The following is a 14,852-nucleotide window of genomic DNA, read 5'->3' as shown; positions in this document are numbered from 1 at the left end:
CCTAGGACATAGCCCTCTCAAGGCTAAAACACGGGTTCGATTCCCGTACGGGGTATACGTGTCGCGGGGTGGAGCAGCCTGGTAGCTCGTCGGGCTCATAACCCGAAGGTCGCGGGTTCGAATCCCGCCCCCGCTATGATGTGAAGGACCTGCTCGCTTAGCTCAGCTGGTCCAGAGCGCTCGCTTCACACGCGAGAGGTCGCAGGTTCGAATCCTGCAGCGAGCACTGCGGAGAGTGCGGGCATAGCTCAGTTGGTAGAGCGCAACCTTGCCAAGGTTGAGGTCGCCGGTTCGAGCCCGGTTGCCCGCTCTGCAGGTCGGTAAGCCCACTTAGCTCAGTCGGTTAGAGCACCTGACTGTTAATCAGGGGGTCCCAGGTTCGAGTCCTGGAGTGGGCGCTTTCGGTTTTGACGGGTGACGGGACGGCGGTTACTGCCCTCTGGTGTAATTGGCAACACGCCTGACTCTGACTCAGGAAAGTCCAGGTTCGATCCCTGGGGGGGCAACTTAACACGAAAGCAGCGCCCGGATCGCACACGCGATCCGGGCGCTTTCGTTTTTGTGTCCCGCGCCCACGGCGGGAGGAGCTTCCGCGTCATCCGACGAAAGCGCGGTTGCGCCGGCACCGTCAAGGGCGAATAAATTCGCAGCAACAACTACACAAAGTCCACCTGCGTGGACTCGGCGGCCCGGCGGTTTGCGGCGTTCCAGGCGCCTGCGCGTCCGCAACCGGGCGGATCGTCCCCTCCACCGTCACACCGTCACACCGTCACACCCTCACACGCCTCACCGCCGCTGCTCCGCGATCCACGCCTCCACGCTCTCGCGCAGCATCGGCAGGGTGATGGCGCCGTGGCGCAGGAGGACTTCGTGGAACTCGCCCAGATTGAACCGCGGGCCCAGCTCACGCTCGGCTCGCTCGCGCAGGGCGAAGAACTCCAGCGCGCCGGTGTCGTACGCGGTCAGCTGGCCGGGCCAGGCGACCACGCGGTCCACCAGCGCGTCCGCCTCCTGCGAGCCCATGCGGCCGCTGACGGTGATGTAGTCCACGGCCTGCTGCCGCGTCCAGCCGAACAGGTGAACGCCGGGATCCAGCACCATCCCACGCGCGGGCCACAGCCGCCGCGCAATCCGGGCCTCGTCCGACGTGTACAGGCCCAGCTCCTCGGCCAGCGCTTCGGCGTAGCGGGCCCATCCCTCCAGGTAGCTGCCGCTGGAGATCAGCCGCACCACCGGGTGCGCGCCCGCCGCCTGCTGCGCCAGCGCCACCTGCAGGTGGTGGCCGGGATACGTCTCGTGAAAAGCGGTGATCTCGGCCTGCGCGCGCGTGGTGGTGCCGGATTTTCCCAGGTTGATGCGGTACTGCGCGGGACGGCCGCCGTCCTCCGCCGCGGGAAAGTACTGGTCGCTGGCCGTCGCCTCCAGAAAGGCGGGATGCGGTTCGATGATGACGGGCGCCCCCGGAGTGGCGCCAAAGGCGCGCGGCACCGCGGCCCGCCCCCGCCGCAGCGCATCGTTCGAAAAGGCCAGCATCTCGTCGCGGCTGGCGAAGCCGCCGGTCGCCAGCCGCGCACGAATGGAATCCACGTTCCCCGTGCCGTACGCGCGCCGGCCGATCTCCACGACCTCGGCCTGGTTGCGCGCCACCCGCGCCTGGCCCAGCGAATACGTTTCTTCCGGCGCGCGGTCCAGGGTGGTGTTCAGGCGAAAGCTGGCCTGGTAGCACGCGCGCCCGTTCGGCAGCGCGCCCACGCCCAGCGTTTCGCGCGCCGCGGAAAGGTACTCCCCGGCCAGATAGTCACGGTACCGCGTGACGGCGGGCATTACCTCGTCGCGCAGCAGCACGGACCACGCTTGGCGAAACCCGGGCGCGGAGTCGCGCGCGGCGGGGGCAAAGAGCGGGCTCTCCTCCAGCGGCAGGTTGCGCAGCGCGTCCAACTGCTCGATCACCAGCTCCACGTTGCGGCGCGGGGTGGTGTATCCCAGCCGCACGCCCTCACGCAGGTTGTCCGTCTCGTTGCGCAGGTACGCGGGGATGCGGCGCCAGCGGGCCAGGGCCTGCTCGCGCAGTTCGGGCGTGCCCACGGGCTGCAGCTGGGCCAGCGTGGCGAAGCTCACCTGCCAGCCGCTCATCTGGCTTACCGGCCAGAGCTCCGCGCGGCAGACACGAAAGGCGCGCGACGCCTCGATGCGCTCGCGCAGCATCCCATACGTCACCCACTCCGGCCGCCCCCGCAGCGCCGCCCCGTCGATGCGCGCCAGCCGCGCCGCCCACGCGTCCTCGCGCGCCTGCCAGGCGCGAAGGCCCTGCAGGGAGTTGTCCGTAAGCGCGTCGTGGCGATCGAGCGGGAATCCCCACGCCTCCGCCTCTTCCGGCGCCGCGGCCACGAACTCGCGCACGAACTCGTCGGCCAGCGCGGTCACCTCCGCCGCGTCACTGGTGGCTGCTTGCGTGCGGGGCGCGGAAGCCGGTTCACGGGCGGCGGGTGCGCACGCGGCAAGGGCGAGGCTCGCGATCGCGGTGCGGATGACAGGGCGGAGGCGCATGGGGTACGGACTCAGTGGATGAAGTGCGGCGGATGCCTGAATGTAATACCATTTCTCGCAGTTCGTTGTGCAATCAGAGGAACGACGGAAAAACATCACGCGGTGGCGCGGAGGAACTGATGAGGCGCGGAGACGTTTTGGTCGTTCCCTCCGCGCCTCTTCTGTTTTCTCCGCGCCTCCGCGTGAAAATCGTTCCCCTCACTGCACATCGAAATCCGGGAGATGGTATTACGATAACGCCGCCGCCAGCAAAGAACTCTCTCACTCGGAGCAACCCGAGTTTTCGGGTGGAGCCTGCGAAATGGCTGCCTGATCCACGTCAATTGGAGGTTGGACGGCGGAACAAGGAGAAAAGATGGATTCTGGCGGACGCGGAGACGATCCCGACGGGTTCAAGGGAGCAGGATGCTGGTACGATTAAAAAACGACGGAAGTGCGAGAGTGGAGTTGCCGTTACTCTCGCACTCTCGCACTCTCGCACTTCCGCACTTCCGCACTCTCGCACTTCCGCACTCTCGCACTTCCGCACTCTCGCACTTCCGCACTTCCGCACTTCCGCACTCTCGCACTTCCGCACTCCCGCACTTCCCTCAGTCCAGCACCCCGAACCAGTCCACCTCGCTCAACGGGACCTCCACGCGGTCGCCGGTGCCCAGGTGGCGGCCGTGAAGGACCTCGCCGCCGTAGTCGTAGCGCAGGCGATCGGGAAGAAGCACGATCTCGGTGCCCTTGCGGCGCAGCTGCACGCGGCCGCCCTCGGCGATGGCGCGCTCCAGGCGGTCCAGCGCGTCCGGGGTCCAGTTCACGTCCCGGCGCTGTCGGACGCGGCTTCCGCGCGGCGCACGCTGTCGGCGCGGGCGCTGTCCACGAGGGCCTGGGCGGCGTGGGCGGCGGCGCTGTCGTAGCGCACCAGCGTGGTGTCGGGGCGCAGCGTGGCGGTGCTGCGGGCGCGGCGCAGCCCCTCGGGGCGCACGGAAACGTAGAAGTCCTTGATGAACAGCGAGTCGATCTTGGCGAACCCGCTGTCGGGCACGTCGCCGAACTTGGTGCCGGGCCGCGGACGCGGGATGGCGACGTTGAGCGTGTCGGCCCACATGTCGAACTCGGCGCGCGACACCTTCTGCAGGTACCCGTTCACGTCCAGCCCCGACCCGGGCCCCAGCGAACGCAGCGCGCCCTCGGGCGGATCGGGCTCAAAGCGCACCAGGATGCGGCGGCCGGTGGGCGTGCGCACCCACACGGCATTGGCGCGCACCACCGATTCAGCCGTCGCGGAAAGGTGCACCAGGCGGCCCAGCTCGCGGGTGTCCAGCGGAAGCAGCGTCTCAAACTCCTCGGTCTGCATGGGCAGCACCTCGCCACGGTCGGCGCCAAAGTTGGCGGCGGCACCCACCTGCCGCTTGGCCGCCGTGGTCTGGTCGCCAAACACCATGGCGGCGACCAGCACGGCCACGGAAGCCGCCGCCAGCAGTCCCACCCAGAGCCACACGCGCGACTCGCGCCCGCGCACCAGCCGTATGTCCATCGTGCCAACCGTTTGTGAGAGAGGCGTTAAACCAGTGCCCGGGGTGCAAGGAGCGTTCCCCCCGTGGCTTGCACCGGGCGCGGCGGCGCGGTTATCATTTCGCGCCCGGAACCCTGCGCCCACGCGCGCCGCAACGCAAGAACGGAGAAACCCTCGTGCCCCGTCCCGCGCCCAAGCCCCGGCGTAACAAGCTGCTTCCCTTCTACGTCGTCCTGGGCGTGGCCGCCCTTGCCGGTGCCTTCTTCCTTTTCCGGAAGGCACAGGGCGGCGGCTCCGCCGCGGCCACGGAGCTGCAGCCGGTGGTGATGACGCCCGAGCAGCTTCAGCGGGTGCCCGGCATCAGCAAGGGCCAGCCCAACGCGCCCGTCGTCATCATGGAGTTCGCCGACTTCCAGTGCCCGGCGTGCGGGCAGTTCGCCCGGTTTTCCGAGCCGCTGGTCAAGGACCACATCGACGCCGGCAGGGTGCGCTTCGTGTGGTACGATTATCCGCTGGTAGAGATCCACGACAACGCCATGCTGGCCTCCCGCGCCGGCCGCTGCGCCAACGAGCAGAACCAGTTCTGGGCCTACCACGACTACGTGTTCGGCCAGCAGGGCGCCTGGTCGGAGCAGAACAACCCCGTCAACCTGTTCATCGAATACGCGGAGCAGGTGGGGCTGGACCGCAACGCGTTCGCGCAGTGCCTGCGCTCCGACAAGTACCAGAAGGAAGTGTCCGAGAGCCGCCAGCTGGGGACCACGCTGGGGGTTAGCGGCACGCCCACGCTGTTCGTGAACGGCAAGCGGGTGCAGGAAACGCCCAGCACGCGCGCGGATTGGGACGCGCTGGTGCAGCAGGAGACGGGCGGCGCCGCGGCTCCCGCTCCGGGCGTCCCGGCCGCACCCGCCGCGACGCAGCCAGCCGGGGCGGCTCCGGCCGCCGCCGCGCCCGCGGACAGCGTCGGCGGCTGATGAGCACGGCCGCCGCCGGGATGCACGACGACGACCTGTCGTCCGCCGAAGAGCTGGAGGAAAGCCCGCCGCTGACGCGCATGGCCATTGCGCTGCTGGCGCTGGCGGGGCTGGTGATCTCCGCCTACCTGACGATGTACAAGGTGGGGCTGCTGGGGGAGATCCAGTGCACCATCGGCGGCTGCGAGAAGGTGCAGACCTCGCGCTGGTCCGCCTTCCTGGGCCTTCCCGTCTCGGCGTGGGGGCTGGGCGCGTACATCACGCTGCTGGGGCTCGCCATCCTGGGGCTGCAGCCGCGGTTCGTGCGTGAGCGTTGGGTGGCGCTGGCGCTGTTCGGCCTCTCGGCGGTGGGGGTGGTGTTCAGCGCCTGGCTTACGTACCTGGAAGCGTTCGTGATTCACGCATGGTGCCAGTGGTGCGTGATCTCGGCCATCCTGATCACCCTTATCTTTCTGCTCAGCCTGCCCGGGCTGCGGCAGGCCCGCTGAACGGAACACGAGAGGATCAACGGATGTCGCAGACCCCCGGCCAGACGGTGCGCGTGCGCCTGGTGTTCGCCGACCAGGGAACGTTCCACGCGGAGACGGTGCACGTCCCCATCGACATGCTGGGCCGCTACGACCGGCTGGTTGACCTGCTGCGCGAGGAAGAGGCGGTCACCCGCCAACTCTTTGTCGACATGGGACGCCTGGTTTCCGCATACGTGGAGAGCGACGGCGACTGAGCCGCCGGCACCACAGGTTGGACGAAAAGCCCCGCTGCCGGATGGATTCCGGCGGCGGGGCTTTTTGTGTGAGTGCGGCAGTGACGCGGGGGGCTCGAACCGCGTCGGCGGGGTGCCCCTCCGCCGGCCCCTCCCCGTTCGTTCCTCACGGAGAGGGGAGAAGTCGACCGCGCTCCGGCAGGCATCGCACTGCGCCCGCAGCGCCCCTCCGCCCGCCAAGGCTCGCACCTCCCCCCCAAACCCCCGGGGGAGGTTGAGGTAGCCGCTGGGACAGGTGCTCGACGGCCGCGGTCGAACAGGAACCGGATGGGCCCGCTCTACCTCCCCATCACGGCAGAAAGGGGAGAATCCAATCCCGTTCTGACAGGCCATCCAAGGTCATCGTCCCTTCTCCACGGTCGGCGAAGAAGGGACGATGTGCGACGGTACGACTCCGTTGATTCCGCGTGAGGCATTTCTGGAAGACGTTACCCAGCGCCTCAGCCGCCTACGCGCACCGGCGTGAGCCTTACGGCTGCGTCGGCGCGGGCGAAGTCTGGGGAGCGGCGGCAGGCGGCGCGGCGACGGGCCCGGCGAGCAGGGCGTCCATCTCGCGGGCGAACTCCTCGAAGGGCACGGCACCGCTCAGGGAGCGCTGGCCGTTGCGCGAGTTCAGGATGAACATGGGCGTGCCGTTGATGCGCGCCTCGGCGGCCTGCATGGCGTCGCCGATGATGAGCGGCGCGGTGCGGTCGTTGACGGTGCAATCGCGGAAATCGGCCATGTTCAGCCGCAGGTCCTGCGCAAACCGCTCGAACCGCTGCGCGGCGTCGGCCTGGCCACCCCACTCGCGCTGCGTGGCGAACAGGCGGTCGTGCATCTCCCAGAACTTGCCCTGCACGCCGGCGCACATGGCGGCCTCGGCGGCGCCAAAGGCCTGGCGGTGCGAGGTGAGCGGCAGGTTGATGTACAGCATGCGCGCCCGGCCGGTGCGGATGTAGGCGCTGTCGATCTGCTTGTACGTGGTCGTCGCGAAGTCGCGGCAGTACGGGCACTGGAAGTCGGAAACCTCCACGATGGTGATCGCCGCGCTGTCCGCGCCCTTCATGCGGCCGCGGTTGGCGCGGTTCTCCAGCGAGTCGGGGCTCAGGCTGGAGGCCGGCGCGGCGGCACCCTGCGAGGACTGGCCGCAGGCGGTGGTCGCCAGGGTGGCCGTGATCAGCAGGGCCGCGGCCGCCAGCGTGGAAATGCGCATCATCGGTCGTGCGTGCGTGGGGGAAAGCGAAAGGCGCGGCGGATTGCTCCCCCCGCGCCGGTCGCTGAACATCCAGAGGAATCGCCGGGGAAGATAGCCGCGACGCCGCGCGCGGGTCAAATCCGCGGAGCCGGACCACGGGTTGAAGCCAAGCAGGTGAGACGGCCGGCACCACGTTGGGTGGTTGGAAAGCCGCGGAGCCGGACCACTGAGTGGAGCCCAGCAGGCGAGACGGCTGGCACCGCGTTCGGCGGTTGGAAACCGCGGAGCCGGACCACCGAGTGAAGCCCAGCAGGCGACACGGCCGGCACCGCGTTCGGCGGTTGGAAACCGCTGAGCCGGACTACCGGGTGGAGCACAGCAGGTGAGACGGCCGGCACCGCGTTCGGCGGTTGGAAACCGCTGAGCCGGACCACCGGGCGGAGCCCAGCAGGCGAGACGGCCGGCACCGCGTTCGGCGGTTGGAAAACCGCGGCTGGAAGTTCACGAAATCCGCCTGCGCGGATTGTAGCCGCGGCGTGGTGCCGTTGACCCACGCGCAGGTGGTTTCCACAAGTCACCATGCCCAGCCCCATCCGCGACACCCTCACACCCTCACACCCTCACACCCTCACACCCTCACACCCTCACACCCTCACACCCTCACACCCTCACACCCTCACACCCTCACACCCTCACACCCTCACACCCTCAGTACAGCCACGTGCGCTCCGGGCGTCCGCGGGCATGCGCGGCGTCGCGCAGCTCGAAGAGTTCGCGGGCAAAGGCGGCGGCGGCGGTCTGGAAGGCCTGGCCGCGCAACTCCGTGGGGGATGCGCTCAGAAAGGTGCGCAGCGTGTTGCGCAGCGCGGTGTCGCTGGAGTAGCCGCAGGCGCGGGCCACGGCGGCCAGGGTGCGCCCCGGATCGTCCAGCATGTCGGCGGCGAGCAGAATGCGCAGCCACGCCAGCAGACGACGCGGCTGCGGCAGGTCCGCGCGGCCGCACCAGCGCAGGACGGTGCGCTCGGTAACGCCCAGCGCCTGCGCCAGGTCGGCGCTGCCGCCCCCGGTCGCCGCAGTGTCCGCGGCCACCGCGAGCAGCGCGCGGGTGCGCGTGGGGGTGGAACGCGGAAGGGCGCGCTCCAGCAGCCGAGCGGCCAGCCGCCCCTGCACCATCCTCAGACGGCGGCGCAGCGACACCGGCGTGTCCTCGCGGCCCAGGTCAATGACGTCGGCCACGCCCCAGCGGGCCAGCATCTCCACGTGCCGCGCCGTCTGCGCCGTCACCTCAAAGGCGGCGACGACGGTGGCGGACGGCATCTGCGTGAGCAACGCCTCCAGCCGCGTCGAGGGCTCGGCCTCGGCCGGGGCATAGGGATCAACGATCACCACGGCGGTGGGCGGAACGCGCTCCATGGCCCGCTCCAGCGCGTCCCAGTCCGCCATGGGCCACACGCGCGCGGGGTCGCCCGATGCCTCGCGCAAGGCCTGCGGCAGGCCCTGCGCCGAATGCATCACCAGCAGAGGGCGGGTGGGGGTGAGCATGACGTGTCTGGTTGCATATGGGCTATGAACACGCTTTAATTGACTGCACGCATCAATCCTGTGCACTTTGTTGGCCGCCGAGACACCTCGGCGTATTACCCCATTCACCTCTCCGGAGGCCGCATGAACAAGCTTCGCATTACCGCCGCCCTGCTCCTGACCCTCGCCGCCGCCGCCTGTTCCGGCTCGCCCACCGGCCCCTCAGCGCAAATCCAGGCCACGGCCGCGCACTTCGAAGGGACGGGATTCATGGGGAGCGGTACCCGGCAGCCCTGAACCGCGCACCGCAGGCATTGGGCTACCTGCAGGCGGCGGCGCGCGCCACTTCGACGATCGCGTCCGCCGTTGCTTCGGTGCTCGCGTCCATGCGCAGTTTGGAATGGGCGGGAAACTGGGTTTCCTCTGCTGCACGTCCTGAACGCAGGGCGTGCAGAAGGGATTCGACCTCCAGCTGGATCTGGCCCAGACGCAGGGGCGCGGCAAGCTGGAGCGCCTGGGCAGCGGCGTGCTCCGCGCGTTCATCGTTGTCCACCGATACGGCCGCGCGGGCCAGGTTCACCCATACCTGCGCTCCGCGATCGGGCGGCGCCACTCCGCACGCCAGAAGTGTCTGCGCTTCGGTGCGGCAGGCCTCGTAAAGCTCAGTTCGTCCGGCAGCCGCCGCGGAGCGGGCCAGGTTGCCCAACGTGAGCAGCCGGTCGCCCGGTTCCGGGAAGCGCGGGAGCACGGTTTCGAACACGTCCGCGGCGCGCGTGAAGTCGCCGTGAAGCATCCAGAAGCATCCGACGTCGTGAACCAGCGCCGGGAAGAGCGGGTGATCGGCGCCGTAGCTTCGGCATGCGGCCAGCGCGTACTGGTGGGCACGTCGAAAGTCCAGCATCTCAGACGTGATCACGAACATGTTGTGCAGCGCCATCGCATGCACCGGCCGCACCCTCCGCCGCACGCTGGTGCGGTAGCCGCGCAACGTGACGCTGCGCGCGGCGGGGAGGTTGCCGAGCTGCTGGTACAGGGTTCCCAGGCTCAGGTAGGCCAGGGCATACGTGTGCCAGTCGGTGTTGCGCGCCAGGCGGATGGCGGTGCGCAGCCAGCTTTCGGCGCGCGCGTACTCGCCGCGGTCGCGGGCCAGGCGGCCGACGGAGTAGGCCAGGCGCGGATGCTCCGGCGCCAGGCACGCCGCCGCCTGCACAAAAGCCAGCTGCACGGCCGTAAAACCGCGCCGCTCGCCCCAGCGCGCGATGGCCCGGCAGGCGTGCACCAGCCGGGGGTGGTCCACATCGTCGGAACACTCCAGCAGCTGCTGGATCACCAGCAGCGGCGCCCACAGCTCCGGCTCGGCGGCGGCGCCGGCGATCTCGGCGGCGCGTGCCTCCGATGCGCCGGGGGGATAAAGGTCCGAGCGATCTTCCGCTGGCGTGGCCGTCCACGCGCAAACATCGCGCAGCGACTTCCACAGCACGGCACCCAGCGCCCCCGGATGCTCGGCCAGCAGCGCCGCGCCCTCGAAGGGCTCGCTTTCGGAGAGCAGGGGTGGAGCGGCCAGGTACGACGGGCGCGAACGCCGAGCGGGGTTTCCGGCCGGAGACGGCATCCGGAGGCTCCGGTGTGCAGGGGTCTGGCGGGTCAGGACGGAACCGGCCCGCGTCTTTTGACGCCTAATAGTGGCTGCGCCAGCGCCCAAGGGCAACGAGTGCGTCGACAAGCCGCACGTTGCGGCGGGGCCGGTGCGCATCAACTGAACAGCACAGCACCCCGGCGGGCAAGGGTAACGGGACGAACGGCATCCAATATTGCAACCGGTGACGCATCGGGCGCGGTGCGCGTGCCCGTGGCGGCGTCAATCGGGCGGAAACCGGATCGCGAAGATCAGCAGCCGCCCATCCAGCACGGCGCCCACCCGCTGCCCGCCGGGAATGGCGTCTACCGGATGCAGGGTGGTGCCCGCCGGGAGCACGTCCGAATCGCCGTCCTGAAATCCGCACGGATCTTCGATCTGCCCATTGCCAGTGTGGATGACGCCGCCGCACTCGATGCGCCGAATCACGCGAGCGTACTCGGGCCCCAGCACGGGACCGCCCGGCACGTCGGCCGCGCGATCTTCCACCAGCAGGTAGTACCAGGTGCCCAACCGCACCGCGTGCACCGGCTGCGGCGCGGTCTCCGTCGGCACGCCGCAGCAGCAGGCGCCCAGCGCCAGCAAGGCGAGAAGGAGGGGGATGCGCTTCAGCACGTGGTTTTCCCGGGTAGGTTGTCCGACATGAACGCCCGGAGCGGTGCGCGATTGCACAGGGGCCCTCACCCGCTCGCGTAGGCTCGCACCCTCTCCCGCAAGCGGGAGAGGGTATAAACTTCGACCGTGCCCAGAGGTCCGTGGAGGCGCTGCAGTTGAATGCCCCGTCCGGCGAGCGCACGGCCGCCGAACGGGGCTTATCGCGTTCCCAGCGGCAGGTTTATCCGCTCATCGCCAGCTTCTCCCACCGGCTCAGCTCACGATGTTTCCGGCACCTGGCCGACCACCAGCCGCACCGGGATGCCGCCGTTGCTGGTGCGCACCGCCTCGTCGAGCGGGATGCCGACCTGGCGCTCGAGGGCGTGATCGGGCGAGAGCAGGGCGAGGGTCCAGCCGGGAGCGCCGGCGCGCAGGGTGCGGCCCAGGGCGGCGTACAGGTTCCGCAACGGGTCGCGCTCGCCCACGCGGACGCCGTACGGAGGGTTGATGACGATACAGCCGGGTCCCGGCGGCGGCTCGATGGCGGAGATGGGGCGGACGCTGAGATCCACGTCGTCCGCAACGCCGGCGCGGGCGGCGTTCGACGCGGCGGCTTCGATCGCTCCGTCATCGCGGTCGGAGCCCAGGATGGGGACTGGCGAGGCAGGAAGGATGTCCTCGCAGGCGCGATCTACCACCTTCGCCCACCGCTCCACGTCGAAGTCGGGCCACGACGTGAACGTGTAGTCGCGGGGCTCGCGATCGGGACTGGCGAGGCCCGGCGGGATGCGCCGGGCGATCAGCGCCCCCTCGATGGGGATGGTCCCCGAGCCACACATGGGGTCCAGCAGCGGCGACGCGCCGTCCCAGCCGCTCCCCAGCAGCATGGACGCGGCGAGCGTCTCGCGCAGGGGTGCGCGGGCAAGCGCCTGCCGGTAGCCACGCAGGTGCAGCAGCGCGCCGGACGCATCCGCGCGGATGGTGCACGCGTCGCGGACGAAGCGGACGATGAACAGCTGCGCATCGCCCTGCTCTTCCCCGCCCTCCTCGTCCGCGACGACCCCGCCGGCGGCAAGCGGGCCCACGCGGTGCTCGATGGCCTCCAGCACGCGCTGCGCGATGGCGCCCTCGTGATACAGCTTGCTCTTCTTCGACGTGACACGCAGGCGGACGGCGCCGCCGCGTGGCACCCAGCGCTCCCACGGCACCTTGCGGGCGTGGCGCTCCAGCTCAAAGAAGGTGCGGGCGCGGAACTCGGCGGCAAGCGCGGTCACGCGGCTGGCCGTGCGCAGGCGCAGGTTGGCGGCGTACAGGTCGTCCGCTCCGCCCGTCCACGCCACGCCGCCAGGCTCGGCCGCCGCACGGATCCCCATCGCGCGCAGCTCGGCCTGCGCCAGCGGCTCCAGGCCCGGGGCGGTGATGGCGAACAGCGAGTACTCTTCGGGGCTCGGCATGCGGCGCGGTATCCGGTGAACGGTGGATGATCGGCGTCATCATCCCACAAGAAGCGAACCGTTGCCGGTCGACGACTCTCCGCGCGAACGTATCGACGGACGGTGGCGGTGACAATCCAGCGGCGGGGCGGCGAGTTGACCGGCAGAGGGGGATTGGGTAAATTCCATCCATCCACGCGGCCGGGGACGACCTCGCGCGCTGAATCAGAAATGCTGGGGACGACCCCACACCACCCGGAGGCGGGGATGGCGTGGGTCGTCCTTTTTTTCGCGGGTTTGCTGGAGATCGGCTGGGCGGTAGGCCTCAAGTACACGGAAGGGTTTACGCGCCTGTGGCCCACCGTGGGCACGGCGGTGTCGATGGTGCTGAGCCTGGGGCTGCTGGGGATCGCGCTGCGGACGCTGCCGGTGGGCACCGCGTACGCCGTGTGGACGGGGATCGGGACCGTCGGCACGGTGGTGCTGGGGATCGCGCTCTTCGGGGAGTCGGCGGGGGCGTTGCGGCTGGCGTGCGTGGGGTTGATCCTGGCCGGAATTGTCGGGCTGAAGCTGGTGCCGGGGTGAGGGGATGCAGGGAATAGGGAATAGGGAATAGCGGGCACGGAAAGCCGCATCCTGGGCTTCGGCCGGGGAGGGCTGATTCGTTTCCGCGATGCTTTTGGCGAGGGCGGCCGGGCCTCACAGGATGTTGAGAAACCTCGCACCCTGCCAGTCATCCTGAAGGAGGCGCCGCTCCGCAGCCTGCTCATACACAGCGCTTGGGCGCCGACTGAAGGACCAAGAACGTGAACAGCTCCCGGAAGCTGGGTCCATCGCGACCCGACAAAGACCCTTCGGTCGCGCGCAAGCTATTGTGGTCAGGATAGTTCGGGAGTGCGCTCCCTCAGGATGACACCGCGCTTCTGGAGGAGGAACATCTGAGGTTTCCCAACACCCTCTCAGGATGACACGTCGGGGCGTGTGGCTCCATCATCCCGCTATTCCCTATTCCCTATTCCCTATTCCCTATTCCCTATTCCCTATTCCCCGCCCCTACACGTCCAGATCAAACTCCTTCAGCTTGCGATACAGCGTGCGCTCGCCGATGCCCAGCATCTCGGCGGCGCGGCGGCGGTTGCCGCGCGAGTGGAGCAGGGCGGCGCTGATGGCCTCGCGCTCCATGTCCGCCATCGTCTTGCCGGGGCGAAAGACGACGGTGCCCTCTTCCGGCTCGCGCGCGGGCTCCGGCACCGGCTCGTACGGCACGGGGATGGGCGCGCTGATGGCCAGCGGCTGCGAGAAGGGGACGTATCCGCCCACGCCGGCGGGGATGGCCATGTCGTCGCGCTGGCGGGTGCGGTACACCTCGAACTCGCGGCGCAGGTCGTCCATGTCCATCCGCAGGTCGAACAGCGTGCGGAGGATGAACTCCAGCTGCGCGGGCGGCTGCGCGGCGTCGGCGGCGGGCGGCTCGCCCGGCTTGCCGTGGCCGATGGTGACGGGCACCGGGAGCAGCGCCTCGCGCCGGCTGCCGAAGCGCACCTCGGCAGGGATGTCTTCCGGACGGATGACGCGGCCGGGGGCCAGCACCACCATGCTCTCCACCAGGTTGCGCAGCTCGCGCACGTTGCCCGGCCAGTCGTACTCCACCAGGATGCGCATGGCCTCGGGCTCGATGCCCAGGAACGGGCGCTCGTGCTGGGCGCTGAACAGGCGGATAAAGCCGTCGATGAGGCGCGGGATGTCGTCCCGCCGCGCGCGCAGGGGCGGCAGGTCGATGCGCAGGATGTTGAGCCGGTGGTACAGGTCGCGGCGAAACGCGCCCAGCAGCACCTGCTCGCGCAGGTCGCGGTTGGTGGCGGCGATCACGCGCACGTCCACGCGGATGGATTCCTCGCCACCCACGCGCCGGAACTCGCGCTCCTCCAGCACCCGCAGCAGCTTGGTTTGCGTGCCCAGCGGCATCTCGCCCAGCTCGTCCAGGAAGATGCTGCCGCCGTTGGCCAGCTCAAAGAAGCCCTTGCGGCGGTCGCTGGCGCCGGTGAACGCGCCCTTCTCGTGCCCAAACAGCTCGCTTTCCAGCAGCGTGTCAGGCAGCGCGGCCACGTTGACGGCGATGAACGGGCGGTGGCGCCGCGGCGACAGGGCATGAAGGCCGCGCGCCACCAGCTCCTTGCCGGTGCCGCTTTCGCCAAGGATGAGGACGGTGGAGTTGACGGGGGCGATCTGGACCACGCGCTCCAGCACCTCCTCCATCGCCTCTGTCTCGCCCACAATGCCGGTGATCTCGCGCAGTTCCTCGCGCTGGATCAGGCGGCGGCCCACCAGCGCGACCTCTTCGGCGTCGATCGGCTTGGGAAAGCACTCGGACAGGCCCAGCTGGCGGCAGATCTGGCGGCCGGTGGGCTCCGTGGGCTCGGTAAGGCCCACCACGGGAAGCCGCCCACGCTCGCGCGCGGCGGTAATGAGCGCGCGCGCCCGGCGCTCGCGCAGCCCGCCGGTGATCACCACCAGCAGCGGCTCCGCAAGGGCGTCGGACAGCCCCTCGCCGGGGGCCAGCAATTCCACCCGCTGCCCGTCCGCCTCGAACGCCGCCCGCAGCCGCACGGCGGGCTCCAGGTCGTCGGTGGTGATGAGTACCGCTTCCGCCAACGTCGATTCTCTCTGGTGTGACTGTGCGGGGGGAGGTGGATGCCGGTTGAT

14 protein-coding genes and 5 tRNA genes are annotated in these 14,852 nt (G+C 69.6%); 10 read left to right on the top strand and 9 right to left on the bottom strand.

The genetic code is table 11. From position 1 onward, the window contains the following. The first annotated feature begins 62 nt into the window (after positions 1–62). From ACOJUJ_RS25540 to ACOJUJ_RS25520, 5 genes are all read left to right on the top strand, one after another. A tRNA-Met gene (locus tag ACOJUJ_RS25540) sits at positions 63–136 on the top strand. Between the two features lie 15 nt (positions 137–151). Continuing rightward, positions 152–226: transfer RNA gene (locus ACOJUJ_RS25535), tRNA-Val, on the top strand. A gap of 11 nt (positions 227–237) precedes the next feature. After that, positions 238–310 (top strand) — tRNA-Gly (locus tag ACOJUJ_RS25530). Positions 311–324: 14 nt separating this feature from the next. Continuing rightward, positions 325–398: transfer RNA gene (locus tag ACOJUJ_RS25525), tRNA-Asn, on the top strand. A 35-nt stretch (positions 399–433) separates the two neighbouring features. After that, a tRNA-Gln gene (locus ACOJUJ_RS25520) sits at positions 434–506 on the top strand. A gap of 280 nt (positions 507–786) precedes the next feature. Here ACOJUJ_RS25520 and ACOJUJ_RS25515 read toward each other — a convergent pair. From ACOJUJ_RS25515 to ACOJUJ_RS25505, 3 genes are all read right to left on the bottom strand, one after another. After that, entirely contained in the window at positions 787–2,547 is a 1,761-nt protein-coding gene (locus ACOJUJ_RS25515; RefSeq protein WP_420129754.1) for a DUF885 domain-containing protein, read from the bottom strand. Positions 2,548–3,137: 590 nt separating this feature from the next. Further along, a complete protein-coding gene (locus tag ACOJUJ_RS25510; RefSeq protein ID WP_420129753.1) occupies positions 3,138–3,353 on the bottom strand; it encodes a hypothetical protein in 216 nt (71 codons plus the stop codon). Continuing rightward, a complete protein-coding gene (locus tag ACOJUJ_RS25505) occupies positions 3,350–4,072 on the bottom strand; it encodes a hypothetical protein (RefSeq protein WP_420129752.1) in 723 nt (240 codons plus the stop codon). The genes ACOJUJ_RS25510 and ACOJUJ_RS25505 overlap by 4 nt, the downstream gene beginning before the upstream one ends. Positions 4,073–4,227: 155 nt before the next feature. Between ACOJUJ_RS25505 and ACOJUJ_RS25500 the strand changes: the two genes are divergently transcribed. The 3 genes from ACOJUJ_RS25500 to ACOJUJ_RS25490 are packed head-to-tail and all read left to right on the top strand — an operon-like array spanning position 4,228 to position 5,749. Continuing rightward, the gene (locus tag ACOJUJ_RS25500; RefSeq protein ID WP_420129751.1) at positions 4,228–5,025 is read left to right on the top strand and encodes a DsbA family protein; all 798 of its coding nucleotides are present in this window, start codon (positions 4,228–4,230) and stop codon (positions 5,023–5,025) included. Beyond that, positions 5,025–5,513: a vitamin K epoxide reductase family protein gene (locus ACOJUJ_RS25495; RefSeq protein WP_420129750.1), complete on the top strand. Its 489-nt coding sequence runs from the start codon at positions 5,025–5,027 to the stop codon at positions 5,511–5,513. The genes ACOJUJ_RS25500 and ACOJUJ_RS25495 overlap by 1 nt, the downstream gene beginning before the upstream one ends. Before the next feature lie 23 nt (positions 5,514–5,536). Continuing rightward, complete coding sequence (locus ACOJUJ_RS25490) at positions 5,537–5,749, top strand: hypothetical protein (RefSeq protein WP_420129749.1); 213 nt, start codon at positions 5,537–5,539, stop codon at positions 5,747–5,749. A gap of 508 nt (positions 5,750–6,257) precedes the next feature. Here ACOJUJ_RS25490 and ACOJUJ_RS25485 read toward each other — a convergent pair. Both ACOJUJ_RS25485 and ACOJUJ_RS25480 read right to left on the bottom strand, forming a co-directional pair. Next, a complete protein-coding gene (locus ACOJUJ_RS25485) occupies positions 6,258–6,986 on the bottom strand; it encodes a DsbA family protein (protein ID WP_420129748.1) in 729 nt (242 codons plus the stop codon). A gap of 687 nt (positions 6,987–7,673) precedes the next feature. Next, the gene (locus tag ACOJUJ_RS25480; protein WP_420129747.1) at positions 7,674–8,507 is read right to left on the bottom strand and encodes a helix-turn-helix domain-containing protein; all 834 of its coding nucleotides are present in this window, start codon (positions 8,505–8,507) and stop codon (positions 7,674–7,676) included. Between the two features lie 123 nt (positions 8,508–8,630). On the opposite strand from ACOJUJ_RS25480, the gene ACOJUJ_RS25475 reads away from it, so the two are divergent. Further along, the gene (locus tag ACOJUJ_RS25475) at positions 8,631–8,783 is read left to right on the top strand and encodes a hypothetical protein (protein WP_420129746.1); all 153 of its coding nucleotides are present in this window, start codon (positions 8,631–8,633) and stop codon (positions 8,781–8,783) included. A 22-nt stretch (positions 8,784–8,805) separates the two neighbouring features. Here the strand turns inward: ACOJUJ_RS25475 and ACOJUJ_RS25470 are convergent, their stop codons facing one another. The 3 genes from ACOJUJ_RS25470 to ACOJUJ_RS25460 all read right to left on the bottom strand — a co-directional run bounded on the left by ACOJUJ_RS25470 (position 8,806) and on the right by ACOJUJ_RS25460 (position 12,170). Then, positions 8,806–10,098, bottom strand: a complete 1,293-nt coding sequence (locus ACOJUJ_RS25470; RefSeq protein ID WP_420129745.1) for a tetratricopeptide repeat protein — start codon at positions 10,096–10,098, stop codon at positions 8,806–8,808. A gap of 246 nt (positions 10,099–10,344) precedes the next feature. Next, positions 10,345–10,737, bottom strand: a complete 393-nt coding sequence (locus tag ACOJUJ_RS25465; RefSeq protein ID WP_420129744.1) for a hypothetical protein — start codon at positions 10,735–10,737, stop codon at positions 10,345–10,347. 257 nt (positions 10,738–10,994) lie between these two features. Next, positions 10,995–12,170, bottom strand: a complete 1,176-nt coding sequence (locus tag ACOJUJ_RS25460) for a THUMP domain-containing class I SAM-dependent RNA methyltransferase (RefSeq protein ID WP_420129743.1) — start codon at positions 12,168–12,170, stop codon at positions 10,995–10,997. A 246-nt stretch (positions 12,171–12,416) separates the two neighbouring features. Here ACOJUJ_RS25460 and sugE point away from each other — a divergent pair, with 246 nt between their 5' ends. Beyond that, complete coding sequence (sugE, locus tag ACOJUJ_RS25455; RefSeq protein ID WP_420129755.1) at positions 12,417–12,734, top strand: quaternary ammonium compound efflux SMR transporter SugE; 318 nt, start codon at positions 12,417–12,419, stop codon at positions 12,732–12,734. A 468-nt stretch (positions 12,735–13,202) separates the two neighbouring features. Here the strand turns inward: sugE and ACOJUJ_RS25450 are convergent, their stop codons facing one another. Then, entirely contained in the window at positions 13,203–14,801 is a 1,599-nt protein-coding gene (locus ACOJUJ_RS25450; protein WP_420129742.1) for a sigma-54 dependent transcriptional regulator, read from the bottom strand. Positions 14,802–14,852 lie beyond the last annotated feature (51 nt).

The sequence above is a fragment of the Longimicrobium sp. genome, assembly GCF_048594345.1.
Classification (GTDB): Bacteria; Gemmatimonadota; Gemmatimonadetes; order Longimicrobiales; family Longimicrobiaceae; genus Longimicrobium.
Note: the sequence above shows the minus strand (reverse complement) of the source record. Positions and strands in the feature narration are given on the sequence as shown.